Source organism: Streptomyces humidus, assembly GCF_014649655.1.
Classification (GTDB): domain Bacteria; phylum Actinomycetota; class Actinomycetes; order Streptomycetales; family Streptomycetaceae; genus Streptomyces; species Streptomyces humidus.
Map to the genome: position 1 here is coordinate 58,846 of NZ_BMTL01000018.1, position 14,325 is coordinate 73,170.

14 protein-coding genes and 1 tRNA gene are annotated in these 14,325 nt (G+C 73.1%); 8 read left to right on the forward strand and 7 right to left on the reverse strand.

Annotated elements, in window-relative coordinates:
* The first annotated feature begins 143 nt into the window (after positions 1-143).
* Positions 144-2,045, forward strand: coding sequence for a tetratricopeptide repeat protein (locus tag IE239_RS21485; RefSeq protein WP_190150994.1), 1,902 nt, complete (start codon positions 144-146; stop codon positions 2,043-2,045).
* Between the two features lie 395 nt (positions 2,046-2,440).
* Positions 2,441-2,514, forward strand: a tRNA-Met gene (locus tag IE239_RS21490).
* A 129-nt stretch (positions 2,515-2,643) separates the two neighbouring features.
* Here the strand turns inward: IE239_RS21490 and IE239_RS21495 are convergent.
* The 3 genes from IE239_RS21495 to hisN all read right to left on the reverse strand — a co-directional run bounded on the left by IE239_RS21495 (position 2,644) and on the right by hisN (position 4,507).
* On the reverse strand, positions 2,644-3,060 hold the full coding sequence (locus tag IE239_RS21495) for a Fur family transcriptional regulator (RefSeq protein WP_190150995.1): 417 nt from the start codon (positions 3,058-3,060) through the stop codon (positions 2,644-2,646).
* Positions 3,061-3,108: 48 nt separating this feature from the next.
* Positions 3,109-3,546, reverse strand: coding sequence for a CBS domain-containing protein (locus IE239_RS21500; protein WP_190150996.1), 438 nt, complete (start codon positions 3,544-3,546; stop codon positions 3,109-3,111).
* Between the two features lie 160 nt (positions 3,547-3,706).
* Complete coding sequence (gene hisN / locus IE239_RS21505; protein WP_190150997.1) at positions 3,707-4,507, reverse strand: histidinol-phosphatase; 801 nt, start codon at positions 4,505-4,507, stop codon at positions 3,707-3,709.
* 187 nt (positions 4,508-4,694) lie between these two features.
* On the opposite strand from hisN, the gene IE239_RS21510 reads away from it, so the two are divergent.
* Complete coding sequence (locus IE239_RS21510; protein WP_190150998.1) at positions 4,695-5,348, forward strand: TetR/AcrR family transcriptional regulator; 654 nt, start codon at positions 4,695-4,697, stop codon at positions 5,346-5,348.
* A 2-nt stretch (positions 5,349-5,350) separates the two neighbouring features.
* Here IE239_RS21510 and IE239_RS21515 read toward each other — a convergent pair whose 3' ends face one another.
* The 4 genes from IE239_RS21515 to IE239_RS21530 all read right to left on the reverse strand — a co-directional run bounded on the left by IE239_RS21515 (position 5,351) and on the right by IE239_RS21530 (position 9,004).
* Positions 5,351-5,674 carry a DMT family transporter gene (locus tag IE239_RS21515; protein ID WP_190150999.1) on the reverse strand — a complete coding sequence of 108 codons (324 nt, stop codon included), beginning with the start codon at positions 5,672-5,674 and terminating at the stop codon, positions 5,351-5,353.
* 108 nt (positions 5,675-5,782) lie between these two features.
* Positions 5,783-6,793 (reverse strand): ribosome small subunit-dependent GTPase A, encoded by a 1,011-nt coding sequence (rsgA, locus tag IE239_RS21520; protein ID WP_190151000.1) that lies wholly within the window; start codon positions 6,791-6,793, stop codon positions 5,783-5,785.
* 19 nt (positions 6,794-6,812) lie between these two features.
* A complete protein-coding gene (gene aroA / locus IE239_RS21525; RefSeq protein WP_190151001.1) occupies positions 6,813-8,153 on the reverse strand; it encodes a 3-phosphoshikimate 1-carboxyvinyltransferase in 1,341 nt (446 codons plus the stop codon).
* Positions 8,154-8,281: 128 nt separating this feature from the next.
* The gene (locus IE239_RS21530; protein ID WP_190151002.1) at positions 8,282-9,004 is read right to left on the reverse strand and encodes a M50 family metallopeptidase; all 723 of its coding nucleotides are present in this window, start codon (positions 9,002-9,004) and stop codon (positions 8,282-8,284) included.
* Between the two features lie 282 nt (positions 9,005-9,286).
* On the opposite strand from IE239_RS21530, the gene IE239_RS21535 reads away from it, so the two are divergent.
* From IE239_RS21535 to rsrA, 5 genes are all read left to right on the forward strand, one after another.
* Complete coding sequence (locus IE239_RS21535; RefSeq protein ID WP_190151003.1) at positions 9,287-11,272, forward strand: glycosyl hydrolase; 1,986 nt, start codon at positions 9,287-9,289, stop codon at positions 11,270-11,272.
* 180 nt (positions 11,273-11,452) lie between these two features.
* Positions 11,453-12,268: an SOS response-associated peptidase gene (locus IE239_RS21540; RefSeq protein ID WP_190151004.1), complete on the forward strand. Its 816-nt coding sequence runs from the start codon at positions 11,453-11,455 to the stop codon at positions 12,266-12,268.
* Between the two features lie 55 nt (positions 12,269-12,323).
* The gene (locus tag IE239_RS21545; protein ID WP_373308129.1) at positions 12,324-12,980 is read left to right on the forward strand and encodes an alpha/beta hydrolase family protein; all 657 of its coding nucleotides are present in this window, start codon (positions 12,324-12,326) and stop codon (positions 12,978-12,980) included.
* A gap of 313 nt (positions 12,981-13,293) precedes the next feature.
* Positions 13,294-13,989, forward strand: a complete 696-nt coding sequence (gene sigR / locus IE239_RS21550; RefSeq protein WP_190151005.1) for an RNA polymerase sigma factor SigR — start codon at positions 13,294-13,296, stop codon at positions 13,987-13,989.
* On the forward strand, positions 13,986-14,288 hold the full coding sequence (rsrA, locus tag IE239_RS21555; protein ID WP_190151006.1) for a mycothiol system anti-sigma-R factor: 303 nt from the start codon (positions 13,986-13,988) through the stop codon (positions 14,286-14,288). The genes sigR and rsrA overlap by 4 nt, the downstream gene beginning before the upstream one ends.
* Positions 14,289-14,325: the final 37 nt, after the last annotated feature.

A 14,325-nucleotide genomic window follows, 5' to 3' on the forward strand; every position in this document is an offset into this window, starting at 1 on the left:
CGGGCGGCGCGATGGCCGCGCCGCGGTGGGGAGTTGAGGGATCTGTGTTTCACTTGTCTCTCTGTGGGCATGTCGACAAAACGCTGAAGTGACCTTACGGGCCGCGGTATACCAGGTGTACCCGGGTTGCGGGTGGTGCGACGATGGACGTTATGGGGGACAAGGCAACTCTGTTCGAGACAGGGCGGTTTGTGCAGCCTTCCGGTGAGGAAGCGACCCCGGACGAGAGCCGGGACGAGGCGGCGGACGCCGTCGAGACGGGGGAAGCCGTCGAGGAGATGCGGCTGCGGCTCGCGGCGGAAGCCGGCGACGTCGAGGCCGTGAGCGTCCTCGGGGCCATGCTGCTGCGCCGTGGCGACCTCGACGGAGCCGAGCCCCATCTTCGCGCCGCCACCGCCGAGGGCGACCGGGCCGCCGCCAACAACCTGGGCGTCCTGCTGCACCAGCGCGGCTATCCCGACGAGGCGGCCGGCTGGTGGCGGGTCGCCGCCGTCGCCGGCTCCGCCGCCGCCGCGCACGCCCTGGGCCGCCACTGCCGGGAGTGCGGGGACGAGCCCGCGGCCGAGTACTGGCTCCGCCAGTCCGCCGAGCAGGGGCACGCGCTGGGCGCCTACGCCCTCGCCGACCTGCTGGAGCACCGCGGGGACGCCGGGGCCGAGCGGTGGATGCGGGCCGCCGCCGAGCGCGGGCACCGGGAAGCGGCGTACCGACTGGCCCGCGCCCTCGACCTGAAGGACCACGAGCAGGGCGGCGAACTCGGCGAGTGCGGGAACCCGTCCGCGGGCGGCTCGTCGGCCGGCTCGTCAGGCGGACGCGGACAGGACGGCGGTGCCGCCGTGCGTGCGGAGGCCGAGCAGTGGTACCGCCAGGCCGCCGCGCGTGGACACCGCCGGGCCGCGCTCCACCTCGGGACGATCCTGGAGAAGCGGGGCGACCTGAAGGAGGCCGGGCGCTGGTACCTGACGTCCGCCAAGGACGGCGAGACGCGCGCCGCCTGCGCCCTCGGGTTCCTGCTGCGCGACGCCGGCGACACCGAGAACGCCGCCATCTGGTGGCTGCGGGCCGCGCAGGAGGGCGACGGGAACGCGGCGAACGCGCTGGGCGCGCTGCACGCCGAGCGGGGACAGACCCAGACCGCCGAGCGCTGGTACCGGGCCGCGATGGACGCGGGCGACGACAACGGCGCCTACAACCTCGCCCTGCTCTGCGCCGAGCAGGGCCGCACCGCGCAGGCCGAGCAGTGGTACCGCCGCGCCGCCTACGCCGGGCACCGGGAGGCGGCCAACGCGCTGGCCGTCCTGCTGCTCCAGGGCGGTGACACGGCCGGGGCCGAGCCCTGGTTCTCCAAGGCCGCGGAGGCGGGCAGCGTCGATGCCGCGTTCAACCTCGGCATCCTGTTCGCCGGGCGGGGCGAGGAGGCGCTCGCCCTGCGCTGGTACGAGCGGGCGGCGGCCGCCGGGCACACCGAGGCGGCGCTCCAGGTCGGCATCGCGCGGCTGCGGGACGGCGACGAACAGGAGGCCGAGCGGCATCTGCGCTGCGCCGCCGGCGGGGGCAGCGCGGAGGCGGCGTACCGGCTGGCTGCCGTGCTCGACGCGAGGCGGCCGCCGCAGCCCGCGCACGAGCTCGGGGAGATCGTGCACGAGAAGACCGAGTGCGAGGAGTGGTACGAACGGGCAGCGACGCAGGGGCACCGGCGCGCGCAGGTGCGGGTCGGGATGCTGGCCGCCGCCCGGGGCGATGTGGTGGAGGCGGCACGCTGGTACCGGACGGCCGCGGAGGCCGGGTCCCGTAACGGCGCCTTCAACCTCGGGCTGCTGCTGGCGCGGGAGGGCAGCGAGCCCGAGGCGGCGGTGTGGTGGACGCGCGCGGCCGACGCCGGACACGGGCGGGCGGCGTTGCGGCTGGCCCTGGTCTACGCGCGTCGCGGGGAGCTGGCGGAGGGGCAGCGGTGGGCGGATCGGGCGGTGTCGCTCGGGCCGGCGGAGGTGGCCGAGCGTGCGGCCCGGCTGCGGGACGCTCTACGGGAGGAACTGTCCGCGTGACGGCGCCCTGTGCTGCGGCGGCGCCCCGTGGCTCCCGAGGCAGAGAGGTGTCGGCGCCCCGTGGCCCCGAGGCAGGGACGCGACGGCGCCCCGTGGCCCCCGAGGTGGGAGGCCCGGGGCGTCGCGGTCCCGTGCAGGGGGTTCCCGCCCCGGCTGTCCCCTCACCTGCCCCCGCTCCCTCACCTGCCCCGTCTCCGGAGGCCGTGGCCTCGGACTTCCGCTGCCGCCGGACGGGCCGGAAGGGTGGGGTCGAGCTGCCCGTTCGCACGGCCGGGGTGCTGATGCGCGGGCAGCGGCGGCCGCCCGCGCACGAGCACGGTGGTCGGCGTGGGTCCTGGCCGGAAGGCGTTGATTTGCCTTCGGGCCTGGCCTTCACGTAACGTTGCGTTCATCGACGCGGGGTGGAGCAGCTCGGTAGCTCGCTGGGCTCATAACCCAGAGGTCGCAGGTTCAAATCCTGTCCCCGCTACTGAAGGCCGAGGGCCGGAATCCGAAAGGGTTCCGGCCCTCGGTCATATCGCCGTGAGCGGGCGTCGCCCGTGCGTGCGTCAGGGGCGTAGGGGTCGGTCCCGAAGCTCCGCGGGGATCGGGGCGGGAGCTATGCCGCCGCGCAGGCGGGGCAGACGCCGCGGTACGTCACCTCGACGTCCGTGACCGTGAAGCCGAAGCGCTCGGAGCCCGGGAGGTCGGCCAGCGGATCGCCGCTCGGGTGCACGTCCTTGATGGCGCCGCACCGGGCGCACACCAGGTGGTGGTGCGGGCGGTGCGCGTTCGGGTCGTACCGCTTGGCGCGCCGGTCGGTGGCCACCTCGAGCACCTCGCCGAGGGAGACCAGTTCGCCGAGCGTGTTGTAGACGGTCGCCCGGGAGATCTCCGGCAGCCGGGCGGTGGCCCTGGCGTGCACCTCGTCGGCCGTCAGATGGACGTGCTCGCCGTCGAGCACCTCGGCCACGACGCGCCGCTGCGCGGTCATCCGCCATCCGCGGCCGCGCAGTCGGTCCAGAAGGTCACTCATGAATCCAGCCTAACAGCCGGTGTGACCAGGTCCCGAACGGGTGTGACTTTAGATTCTGACTTGGCTTGGACTCGATCCACTGTAGGACGGGGTACGGCCTTGGCCGAGCGGCCGGGCCGGCGCCCAGCATCGGATGATGTCGCGCACCGAGACGATGCCGGCCGGCCCGTGGTGGTCGAGGACGATCAGATGGCGGAAGCCGCCGTGGGCCATCGCCCGGGCCGCCTCCTCCAGGGTCCACGTGGGGGCGGCGAAGACGACCTCGTCCGTGGTGTGGGCGTGGGTGCGTTCTTCGTCCGGGTCCTGGCCGAGGCCCACGGAGTCGAGGATGTCCCGCTCGGTGAGGATGCCGATGCCGCCGGCGTCCGGGTCCAGGACGACGGCCGCGCCGACGCGACGGGCGGACATCAGGGCCGCGGCCTGGCGGAGGGTGTGAGCGGGGCCGATGGTGAGGATCATCGTGGTCATGGCGTCACGGACGAGCATGGCTGGAGCCACCTCCTGGGAATCCACGGCACGCGTGCGGGGATTCACAAGTTCACAAGTAGGGGTGCTGTCAGCGTGACAGGTAAAGCAGGGGTCAACAAGAGGGCGCGCGCGTCCAATTGAGGGCGCACGCGCTCATCTGTCGTGCTTACGGGCGCCTTCAGTAGCGCTGGTTGAGATGGTCCAGCAGGTGGTCGTGGAGCAGGCCGTTGGACGCGGCCGCGTTGCCGCTGTGCGGGCCCGGACGCCCGTCGAGGCCCGTGAACACGCCGCCGGCCTCCGTCACCACGATCGCCGTGGCCGCCATGTCCCACAGGGAGAGCTCCGGTTCGGCGCACATGTCGATCGAGCCCTCGGCGACCATCATGTACGGCCAGAAGTCGCCGTACGCGCGCGTGCGCCACACCGCACGGGTGAGGTCCAGGAAGCCGTTGAGACGTCCCCGCTCCTCCCAGCCGCCGAGCGAGGAGTAGGCGAAGGAGGCGTCCGAGAGCTCCGAGACGCGGGAGACGTGCAGCCGGGTCGCTGCGGACAGACTGCGGCCGCTGTAGGCCCCGTGTCCCTTCGCGGCCCACCAGCGGCGGCCCAGCGCGGGCGCCGAGACGACGCCGACGACGGGCTGGAAGCCGCTCTCCCCCGCCTCCATCAGCGAGATGAGGGTGGCCCACACGGGAACGCCCCGCACATAGTTCTTCGTGCCGTCGATCGGGTCGATCACCCAGCGGCGCGGGCCGGTGCCCTCGACTCCGTACTCCTCGCCCAGCACCGCGTCCCGGGGCCGGGCCCGCTGCAGCTGGCCGCGGATGAGTTCCTCGGCGGCCTTGTCGGCCTCGCTCACCGGGGTCATGTCCGGTTTCGTCTCGACCTTGAGGTCGAGGGCCTTGAAACGGTCCATGGTCCCGGCATCGGCGGCGTCCGCGAGGACGTGCGCGAGTCGGAGATCGTCGAGGTAGTCCGCCATGGGACGAACCGTATCGGGCAGAGGCGAACCGGGGCCACAGGGGACCGCGAGACGGACGGTCCGCGAGGGGCGGCCGCGCCACCGGCGGACGGTCCGGCGACCGCCCCGGTCCGGCCGCGAACCCTTGACAGTGCTCCCTCGCGCGTCAAACCTGGGGCGCAGAGCCGCTCGCTCCCGGGAGGCGACGATGCCTGCAGCGCGGGAATCCCTACTGGACGCCGCCTTCGAGGCGCTTGCGCTACGGCCGTGGGCCCAGGTGCGCATGGTGGACGTCGCCGTGACGGCCGGGGTGTCCCGGCAGACGCTGTACAACGAGTTCGGCAGCAAGGAGGGCCTGGCGAGAGCACTGGTCCGGCGCGAGGCCGACGGGTACCTCGCCGGGGTCGACCGGGCGCTCGCCGGGCACGGCGACGCCCGGGACAGGCTCACCGCCGCCGCCGAGTGGACCGTCTCGGCCGCCCGCGACAACGTGCTCGTGCGGGCCGTCCTCACCGGCTTCTGGAGCGAGCGTCTGCCCACGCCGACGCTCTCGGCGGTCCCGTCCTCCTCCGCCGTCCCGGCGCAGCGGCGGGCGGACGGGCCGCTGCCCTCGCCCGGCGATCTGGTGGGAGCCGTCCGCGACCGGGCGGTGGCCGTGTTCTCCGGGCCCGGCGCCGTCCGGGCCGACGCCGCCGAACTGGCCCGCTGCTGCGAACTCGCCGTCCGCCTCGCCCTGTCCTGCGTGGCTGCGCCGCCGCCGGGCGAGGACGGGGTGGCGGATCTGGTGCGCGGGGCCCTGCACCGGCGCCTCCGGAGCCAGGGGCCGCCCGCCGGACCGGGACCCGACCCCACGGGTCGGTGACCCTAGTGAGCCGACCCCGACAGCTGCAGCCCGATCACCCCTGTGATCACCAGGCTGATCGAGACGATCTTCAGGGCCGACACCAGGTCGCCGAGGAAGACCATGCCGTAGATCGCGGTGCCGGCCGCGCCGATGCCCGTCCACACGGCGTAGGCGGGGCCGACGTCCAGCTTCTTCAGAGAGAGCGTCAGCAGGCCGAAGCTGCCCAGCGCGAAGGCACAGAAGGCGACGGTCGGCCAGAGCCGGGTGAAACCGTGCGACAGCTTGAGGCAGACGGCGAAACCGGTTTCGAGCAGTCCGGCCACGACTACCAGCAGCCACGCCATGTGCTGTCCCTCCGTTTGACCGGCCCGGTCCGGCTCGGTGCGATTATGCACTTGCCGGACTCGGGGTCACGCAAACAACGCGGTGGTCAGTGGGCCGTTCGACGGGGGTCAGTCGCCTTCCGTGCGCTCCCGCGTGGACAGCAGCCGGCGCAGGGAGTACAGCCGTGCCGGGTCGGCGTGGCCCTCGGCCACCCACGCGTCCAGCGCGCAGTCCGGCTCGTCGTGACTGCACGCGCGCGGGCAGCCCTCGGTGCCCGGCACCAGGTCCGGGAAGGCGAGGATCACCCGGGACGGGTCGACGTGGTGCAGGCCGAAGGAACGGATGCCCGGGGTGTCGATCACCCAGTCGTCCGTGCCCGCCAGCGGCAGGGCCAGCGCCGAGGTCGTGGTGTGGCGGCCGCGGCCGGTCACCGCGTTGACATGGCCGGTCACCCGCCGCCGCTCCAGCGGGACCAGCGCGTTGACCAGCGTCGTCTTTCCGACGCCCGAGTGGCCGACGAACGCCGTGGTCCGCCCCACCAGCAGCTCGCGCACCCGCTCCGCCGCGCCGCCGTTCTCCAGCTCCTCACGGCTGGTGACGACGTACGGGATGTCGAGGTGGCCGTACAGCTCCAGCAGCTTGTCCGGCGACGCCAGGTCCGACTTCGTCATGACCAGCAGCGGGGTCAGACCGCCGTCGAACGCCGCCACCAGGCAGCGGTCGATCAGCCGCGGGCGCGGCTCGGGGTCGGCCAGGGCCGTGACCACGGCGAGCTGGTCGGCGTTGGCGACCACCACCCGCTCGTACGGGTCGTCGTCGTCCGCGGTGCGGCGCAGCACCGAGGTGCGCTCCGCGATGCGGACGATCCGGGCGAGGGTGTCCTTCTGGCCGGACAGATCGCCGACCAGGGCGACCCGGTCGCCCACCACCGCGGCCTTGCGGCCCAGTTCGCGGGCCTTCATCGCCAGGACGATCCGGTCGTCGACCAGACAGGTCAGCCGGCCCCGGTCGACGGTGAGGACCATGCCGTCGGCGGCGTCCTCGTGCTTGGGGCGGGTGTGCGTACGAGGCCGGCTGCCCTTGCGGTTGGGGCGGTTGCGGATGTCGTCCTCGTCGGTGTGCTTGCCGTAGCGGCGCATGTGTGATTCCTGCCGTCTCTTATACCCCGAGCATCCCGGTCCACAGTTCCGGGAAGTCCGGCAGGGTCTTCGCCGTCGTCGCCACGTTCTCGATCCGCACGCCCTCCACGGCCAGGCCGATGATCGCACCGGCCGTGGCCATGCGGTGGTCGTCGTAGGTGCGGAAGATCCCGCCGTGCAGTCGGCGCGGACGGATGTGCAGGCCGTCGGCGGTTTCCGTGACGTCGCCGCCGAGCTCGTTGATCTCCTTGGTCAGCGCGGCCAGCCGGTCCGTCTCGTGCAGGCGCAGATGGGACACGCCCCGCAGGGTGGACGGGGAGTCCGCGAGGGCGGCTACCGCGGCGATGCCCGGGGTCAGCTCGCCGACGTCGGCCAGGTCGACGTCGATGCCGTGGATCGAGCCCGAGCCCGTGAAGACCAGCCCGTAGTCGGCCAGTTCGCAGGAACCGCCCATCTCGGTGAAGATCTCGCGCAGCCGGTCACCCGGCTGGGTGGTGTGGGCCGGCCAGTCCGGGATCAGCACCCGGCCGCCCGTCACCAGCGCCGCCGCCAGGAACGGCTGGGCGTTGGACAGGTCCGGCTCGATCGTCAGGTCCCGGCCCAGCAGGGCGCCCGGGGTGACCCGCCAGACGTTCGGCTCGCCGCCCGACTCCGGGCTGTCCACCTGGGCGCCCACCGCGCGCAGCATGTCCACCGTCATCCGGATGTGCGGCGCCGACGGCAGCGAGGCGCCGACGTGCCGGACCTCCACGCCCTGGTTGAAGCGCGGCGCGGAGAGCAGCAGGGCCGACACGAACTGCGACGACGAGGAGGCGTCGATCTCCACCGTGCCGCCGTCCAGCCCGCCCGAGCCGTGCACGGTCAGCGGGAGCGCGCCGCGGTCGTCGTCGTCGATGCGCGCGCCGAGGGCGCGCAGCGCGTCGATGACGCCGTTCAGGGGACGCTCGTACGCGCGCGGGTCGCCGTCGAAGCGGATGGGGCCGTCGGCGAGGGCGGCGACCGGCGGCAGGAAGCGCATCACCGTGCCGGCGTTGCCGACGTCGACGGTGGCGGGTCCGCGCAGCCCCGCGGGCAGGACGCGCCAGGCTTCGCCTGCGCGGTCCTGGCCCGCCGCCACGGAGGAGCTCGAGGAGACCGTCTCCTCGATGCCGACGCCCATCTCGCGCAGCGCGGCCGCCATCAGCAGGGTGTCCCGGGAGCGGAGCGGGCGGCGCAGCCAGCCGGGCTCGGAGGCGAGCGAGGCGAGGACGAGGGCACGGTTGGTGACGGACTTCGACCCCGGCACGTGGACCGTCGCGTCGACGGCCTCGCTCGCGTGCGGGGCGGGCCAGAGGGCGGTGTGGGCGGGGTTCACGGGCATGCGCCCACTTTAGTCCGCGGCCGGGATCCGGGTGCGTCGCCGTCCGGCCCGCCCGCGCCTTGCGACCGGCCCCCGGAGGCCGGCCCTGCGGCCCCGGCCCGCGCCCTCGGAGGCCGTATCCGGGCCGGTCACAGCCCGAGCAGCCACCGGCCGCCGCCGAGCAGCGCGCACAGGCTCACCGCGTGGAACAGGAACAGCCACAGACCGGCCGGCACATGGGTCAGACGGGACAGCTGGTCCGCGTCCGAGTCGCCCGCGCCGCCGCGCGAGCGCTTCGCCTGGAGCTCGAAGGCGGGCCGTACGCCGCCCAGCAGCAGGAACCACACCACGGCGTACGCGAAGGCCGCCTGCACCTGGGGGCCGGCCAGCCAGGACACCAGCAGGAAGGCGCCGCCGGTGAGGACGACGGTCAGGGCGCCGTACGCGTTGCGGATCATCACCAGCATCGCCAGCAGCAGCGCGGTCGCCGCCCAGAGCAGCAAGGTGATGCGGCCGGCGCCCAGGAGGGCCGCGCCGCCCAGGCCGAGCAGCGGGGGAGCGGTGTAGCCGGCCGCCGCGGTGAGGATCATGCCGAGGCCGTGCGGCTTGCCCCGGCTGACGGTCAGGCCGCTGGTGTCGGAGTGCAGCCGTATCCCGGTCAACTGGCGCCCGGTCAACAGCGCGACCAGGCCGTGGCCGCCCTCGTGGGCGATGGTGATGGCGTTGCGGGAGAGCCGCCACAGGCTGTGCGGTACGACGACCGCGAGGGCCGCCACCGCCGTGGCGATCACCACCCACAGGTCGGGGTCGGACTGGGTGCCGACGAGGCGGCCCCACAGGTCGGGCAGCGCGAGGGCGGCGGTGCTCTCCATGATCTCGGGTGGCTCCCGTTCTCTCCGAGGAAGCTGGCAGTGTGGCACGTATGTGCGGACGGTGTCTGAGACGCCGATGCGACAGAGATCGTTCCTGACGGCCATGGGGCAGGCCGCAGCCGTGGCGGGCCCGGGTCCCCCCCCGGAGCCTTTTCTTTTTCTTCAACCTCTAGTCGAATAGCGCCACTTGACCCACCCGTGTGCCGTGCGTCGCGGAGGTCCCCGACCAGGACCCGCTTTTCCGGGGCCGTGTGAGCGCCGCCCCCGTCGAAGGAGACGCACATGCCCGGTTCCCCCCTGAAGCGCCGCGCGGTCCTCCTCGGCGCGGCGGCCGTCGTGGCCGCCGGCGCCGGGACCGCGGCGGCCGCCGGCCCGCCGACGCCGGTCCGGATCGCCGACGACAGGGCGACCCCCGCAACCCGCGCGCTGTTCGCGTACCTGAGGCGACGGCAGGGCGACGGCATCCTCTTCGGCCACCAGCACGATCTGACCTACGGCTTCACCTTCACCCACCCCGACGGCAGGGCGTCCGACACCCTTGCCGCCGTGGGCGACCATCCCGCGGTGTTCGGCTGGGACACCCTCGTCCTCGACGGCGACGAGCGCCCCGGCGCCGAGGACGCGGGCGAAGCCGAGAACATCGCCGCGCTCAGCCGGTGCATCCGGCAGGGAGACGCGCGCGGCGGGATCAACACCCTCACCGCCCACCTGCCGAACTTCGTCACCGGAGGGAACTTCTACGACACCAGGGGCGCAGTGGTCGGCCGCATCCTCCCCGGAGGCGCACGGCACGCCGACTTCAACGCCTTCCTCGACCGCGTCGCGAAGGCGGTCAAGGGCGCGCGGCGACCCGACGGCACCGCGATCCCCGTCGTCTTCCGCCCCTTCCACGAGAACAACGGAGCCTGGTTCTGGTGGGGCGCCGGCCACACCACCCCGGGCGAGTTCGTCGAGCTGTACCGGTACACCGTCGAGTACCTGCGCGACACCAGGAACGTCCACAACCTGCTCTACGCCTACTCGCCCAACTCCTCATTCGGTGGCGACCCCACCGGCTACCTGAGGACCTACCCCGGCGACCGCTTCGTCGACGTCCTCGGCTACGACTCCTACGACGAGGGCGCCGGACCGGCCCCATGGTCGGACGGCCTGGTGACGGACCTGGCGATGGTGGTCCGGCTGGCCCGGGAGCGGGGCAAGGCCGCCGCCCTCACGGAGTTCGGGGAGAGCGGCACCGAGGTGCGCGACCCGCAGTGGTTCACCCGGCTGCTGCGGGCGCTCACGGCGGACCCGGTGGCCCGGCAGGTGGCGTACATGCTCACCTGGGCCAACTTCGGAGGCGCCAAGCGCGCCTACGTGCCGTACCCGGGCCATGTCCTGCTGCCGGACTTCGTCGCGTTCCACCGGGATCCCCGCACCCTGTTCGCGGCCGACCTGCGGGGGGTGTACTCCGCTCGCACCACGGCGGTCGCCAATGCCCCCTTCCTGCACCTCGTGACCCCCACGGACCGACAGCGCGTGTCGGCCTCCCGGACCGCCGTCCGGGTCCGGGTCACGCCCGCGCGGGCGAGCCGGGTCGCCTTCCGCGTGAACGGCGGACGCGCGCGACCGCTGTGCCTCGACGCCGACGGCCTCTACTCGGGCGACTGGACGATCGACCCGTCCTCGGCGGCCGGCGGTTCGGCGACCGTCACCGTGAGCGCGCGGGTCGACGGCCGTACGCTCACCGACTCGGCCCTGGTGCTCCTGGGCGAGGTCACGCCCCCGCCGGCCGGCCGGGTCGACGACTTCGAGGGATACGCCGGGGACGACACCGCCCTGAGCGGCGCTTACACCCACGTCAACTCCCACACCATCACCCTGTCGTCCGACCACAGGGCCTCGGGCTCCTACGGCCTGGCCTATGCGTACGACTTCACCGGCGCCGAGTACACGAGCATCGGCAGACCGCTCGTCGCGGACTGGTCCGGCTTCACCTCCCTCGCGCTGTGGCTGAAAGGCGACGGTTCCGGGAACGCCGCGGCGCTGCAGATCGTCGCCGGCGGCGTCTACTTCTGGTACCAGGTCCCGCTGGACGACACCCACGGGCAGGAGGTCAGGATCCCCTTCCGGGAGTTCGCACCGGCCCCCTGGGACACCGCGAACGAGGGGGCTGCGCTCGACGCGGCCCGTCTCACCGAGGTGACGGAGTTCAACCTGTACCTCGGCCGTGGAAGCGGCGGGGCGACCCGGGGCGTCGTCCACGTGGACGACATCAGGGCGGAGTGACGGCCCCGGAGACCGTGCGTCCATGGTCACCGGCAAGGCGCGGTCGCAACCGGACCGGCACCGCGCTCGGCGGCGGTCTGCCACTCTTGGACGTGTCCCCGGCGCGGGGCACAGGGTTCCGACTCAGGCGCCAAGACCGGGCGTTGTCATGCGTTCCCGCAGTTCGGAGGGGTGTTGCTCATGTGTGGCCGGTATGCGGCGAGTCGCGGGCCCGAGGATCTCGCCGGGACCTTCGGGATCGAGAAGTGGGAGCCCGAGGAGACCCTGGAGCCCGATTACAACGTGGCGCCGACCAAGGAGGTCCACGCCGTCCTGGACCGACCCCTGAAGGACGCCGACGACAGGCGCCCGGTTCGCCAGCTGCGCAGGCTGAAGTGGGGACTGGTCCCGTCCTGGTCGAAGACGCCCGAGGGCGGGGCGCGGATGATCAACGCCCGCGCCGAGACCGTCCACGAGAAGCCCTCGTACCGGCGGGCCTTCACCGCCAGGCGCTGCATCCTGCCCGCCGACGGTTACTACGAGTGGGTCACCGGCGTCCAGGAGCGGGACCTGGAGGTGGAGGGGAAGAAGAAGCGGCCCCGCAAGCAGCCCTACTTCGTGCTCCTGGCCGACGGCTCGGTCTTCGCCATGGCGGGCCTGTACGAGTTCTGGCGGGACCGGACCCTGCCCGACGACCACCCGCAGGCCTGGTGGGCGACCTGCTCGGTGATCACCACCGAGGCCGAGACGACCCCGCTCGCCGTGGCCCCCGCCGAAGGGCCGCGCTCCCTCGCCGACATCCACCCCCGGATGCCGCTGATGCTCACCCCCGACCGCTGGGACGCCTGGCTCGACCCGGCGCACACGGACGTCGACGACCTGCGCTCCCTCCTCGCCCCGCCGCCGGCCGGGCTGATGCGGGCCTACCCGGTGTCCACGGCCGTCAGCAACGTCCGCAACAACGGGCCGGAGCTGCTGAAGGAGCTGGAAGGGCCCGAGGAGGGCACACTCTTCTGATGTGACGAACGTGAACGGCGCGACCGGCGGGGCGGACGAGACCGATGCGCCCAGGGTGACCGACGCGGCCCAGGTGACCCAGGTGACCCGCGAGACGATCGAGACCGAGGCGGGCCCCGCCCGCGTCACCTGGCACCGGGCCGGGACGCCGCGCCTCGTGCTCGCGGTGAGCCACGGCGCCGGGGGCGGTGTCGAGGCACGGGACCTCCAGGCACTCGCCGAGGTCCTGCCGGGCCACGACGTCGCTGTCGCGCTGGTCGAGCAGCCGTGGCGGGTGGCCGGCAAGAAGGTCGCACCCGCGCCGAAGACCCTCGACGCCGGCTGGCGCGGGGTCTGGCCCGCCCTCGTCGCGCCCGGCCTGCCGGTGATCGCGGGAGGACGGTCGGCGGGCGCCCGGGTGGCCTGCCGCACCGCGACCGAGCTCGGCGCCCACGCCGTGCTGGCGCTCGGCTTCCCCCTGCACCCGCCGGGCCGGCCGGAGAGGTCCCGCGCGGGCGAACTGCTCGGGGCCGGGGCGCCGACCCTCGTCGTCCAGGGCGGCAACGACCCGTTCGGCAGGCCCGAGGAGTTTCCCGACGGCGGCTACGAACTCCTCGAAGTCCCCTACGCCGATCACGGGTTCGCGGTGCCCAAGCGGGCTCCCGTCACCCAGGAGCAGGCACTGGAGACCGTCACCGCCGGGGTCGTTCGGTGGGCCGGGTCACTCATGTGAACAGGTGGGAATGTGCGGGGGGCGCGTGCTGTTGAGGCGGACGAGAAGTGCTGAACGACAGGCACCGACGACAGTGGGAGAGGAAGTCCGCCGCATGGGTTCGACCATCTGCCCGCCCGCCACCCAGTTCCACCCGGTGGACGGGCTTCGCCCGGCAGAGTCCGATTCGGGCCGCAGCAGCCGCGCCGACCTGGACTGGACGGTTCTGCATGCGGCCAAGGCCACGCCTGTTCGAGCGGCGGCCGGCACCGGTAGTCGTCTATCCTCCGATTCGAGTGGGACCGGTTTCGGTTCCGCCCGCGATCTTGAGGAGGTGGGTCCGGTCACCGGTACCGACGCAGGGACCGACAACGGCCAGGCGGAGCTGCCCGAGGGCCAGGGCGTGAGCGGGGAGACCGGCGCGGAGTCCACCGCCGAGCGCACTGCGCGCTTCGAGCGGGACGCGCTGGAGTTCCTCGACCAGATGTACTCGGCCGCGCTGCGCATGACGCGCAACCCCGCGGACGCCGAGGACCTGGTGCAGGAGACGTACGCCAAGGCGTACGCGTCCTTCCACCAGTTCCGTGAGGGCACCAACCTCAAGGCCTGGCTGTACCGGATCCTCACCAACACCTTCATCAACTCGTACCGCAAGAAGCAGCGCGAACCCCAGCGCTCGGCGGCCGAGGAGATCGAGGACTGGCAGCTGGCGCGCGCCGAGTCGCACATGTCCACCGGTCTGCGCTCCGCCGAGTCGCAGGCGCTGGACCACCTGCCCGACTCGGACGTGAAGGAAGCGCTCCAGGCCATCCCGGAGGAGTTCCGGATCGCCGTGTATCTCGCGGACGTGGAGGGCTTTGCGTACAAGGAGATCGCGGACATCATGGGGACACCCATCGGCACGGTGATGTCCCGGCTGCACCGGGGCCGCCGTCAACTGCGCGGCATGCTGGAGGACTACGCCCGTGAGCGCGGACTGGTCCCGGCCGGCGCCGGAGAGTCGAACGAAGCGAAAGGTTCGGACTCATGAGCTGCGGAGATCCGCACGAGACGGACTGCAGTGAGGTCCTCGACCACCTGTACGAGTATCTCGACAGCGAGATGCCGCCACTGGACCGGGACAAGTTCCAGCACCACTTCGCGGAGTGCTCCCCCTGCCTGGAGAAGTACGGGCTGGAGGAGGCCGTGAAGAAGCTGGTCAAGCGGTGCTGCGGGCATGACGACGTGCCGAGCGACCTGCGCGCCAAGGTACTGGGGCGACTGGATCTCATCCGCACCGGCCAGGCCGTCCCCGAGCACGACGTCACCGCCGAGCCGCAGGAGTCCTGACCCCGCCCGCATCCCGTCCCAGCGGGATCCGGACCCC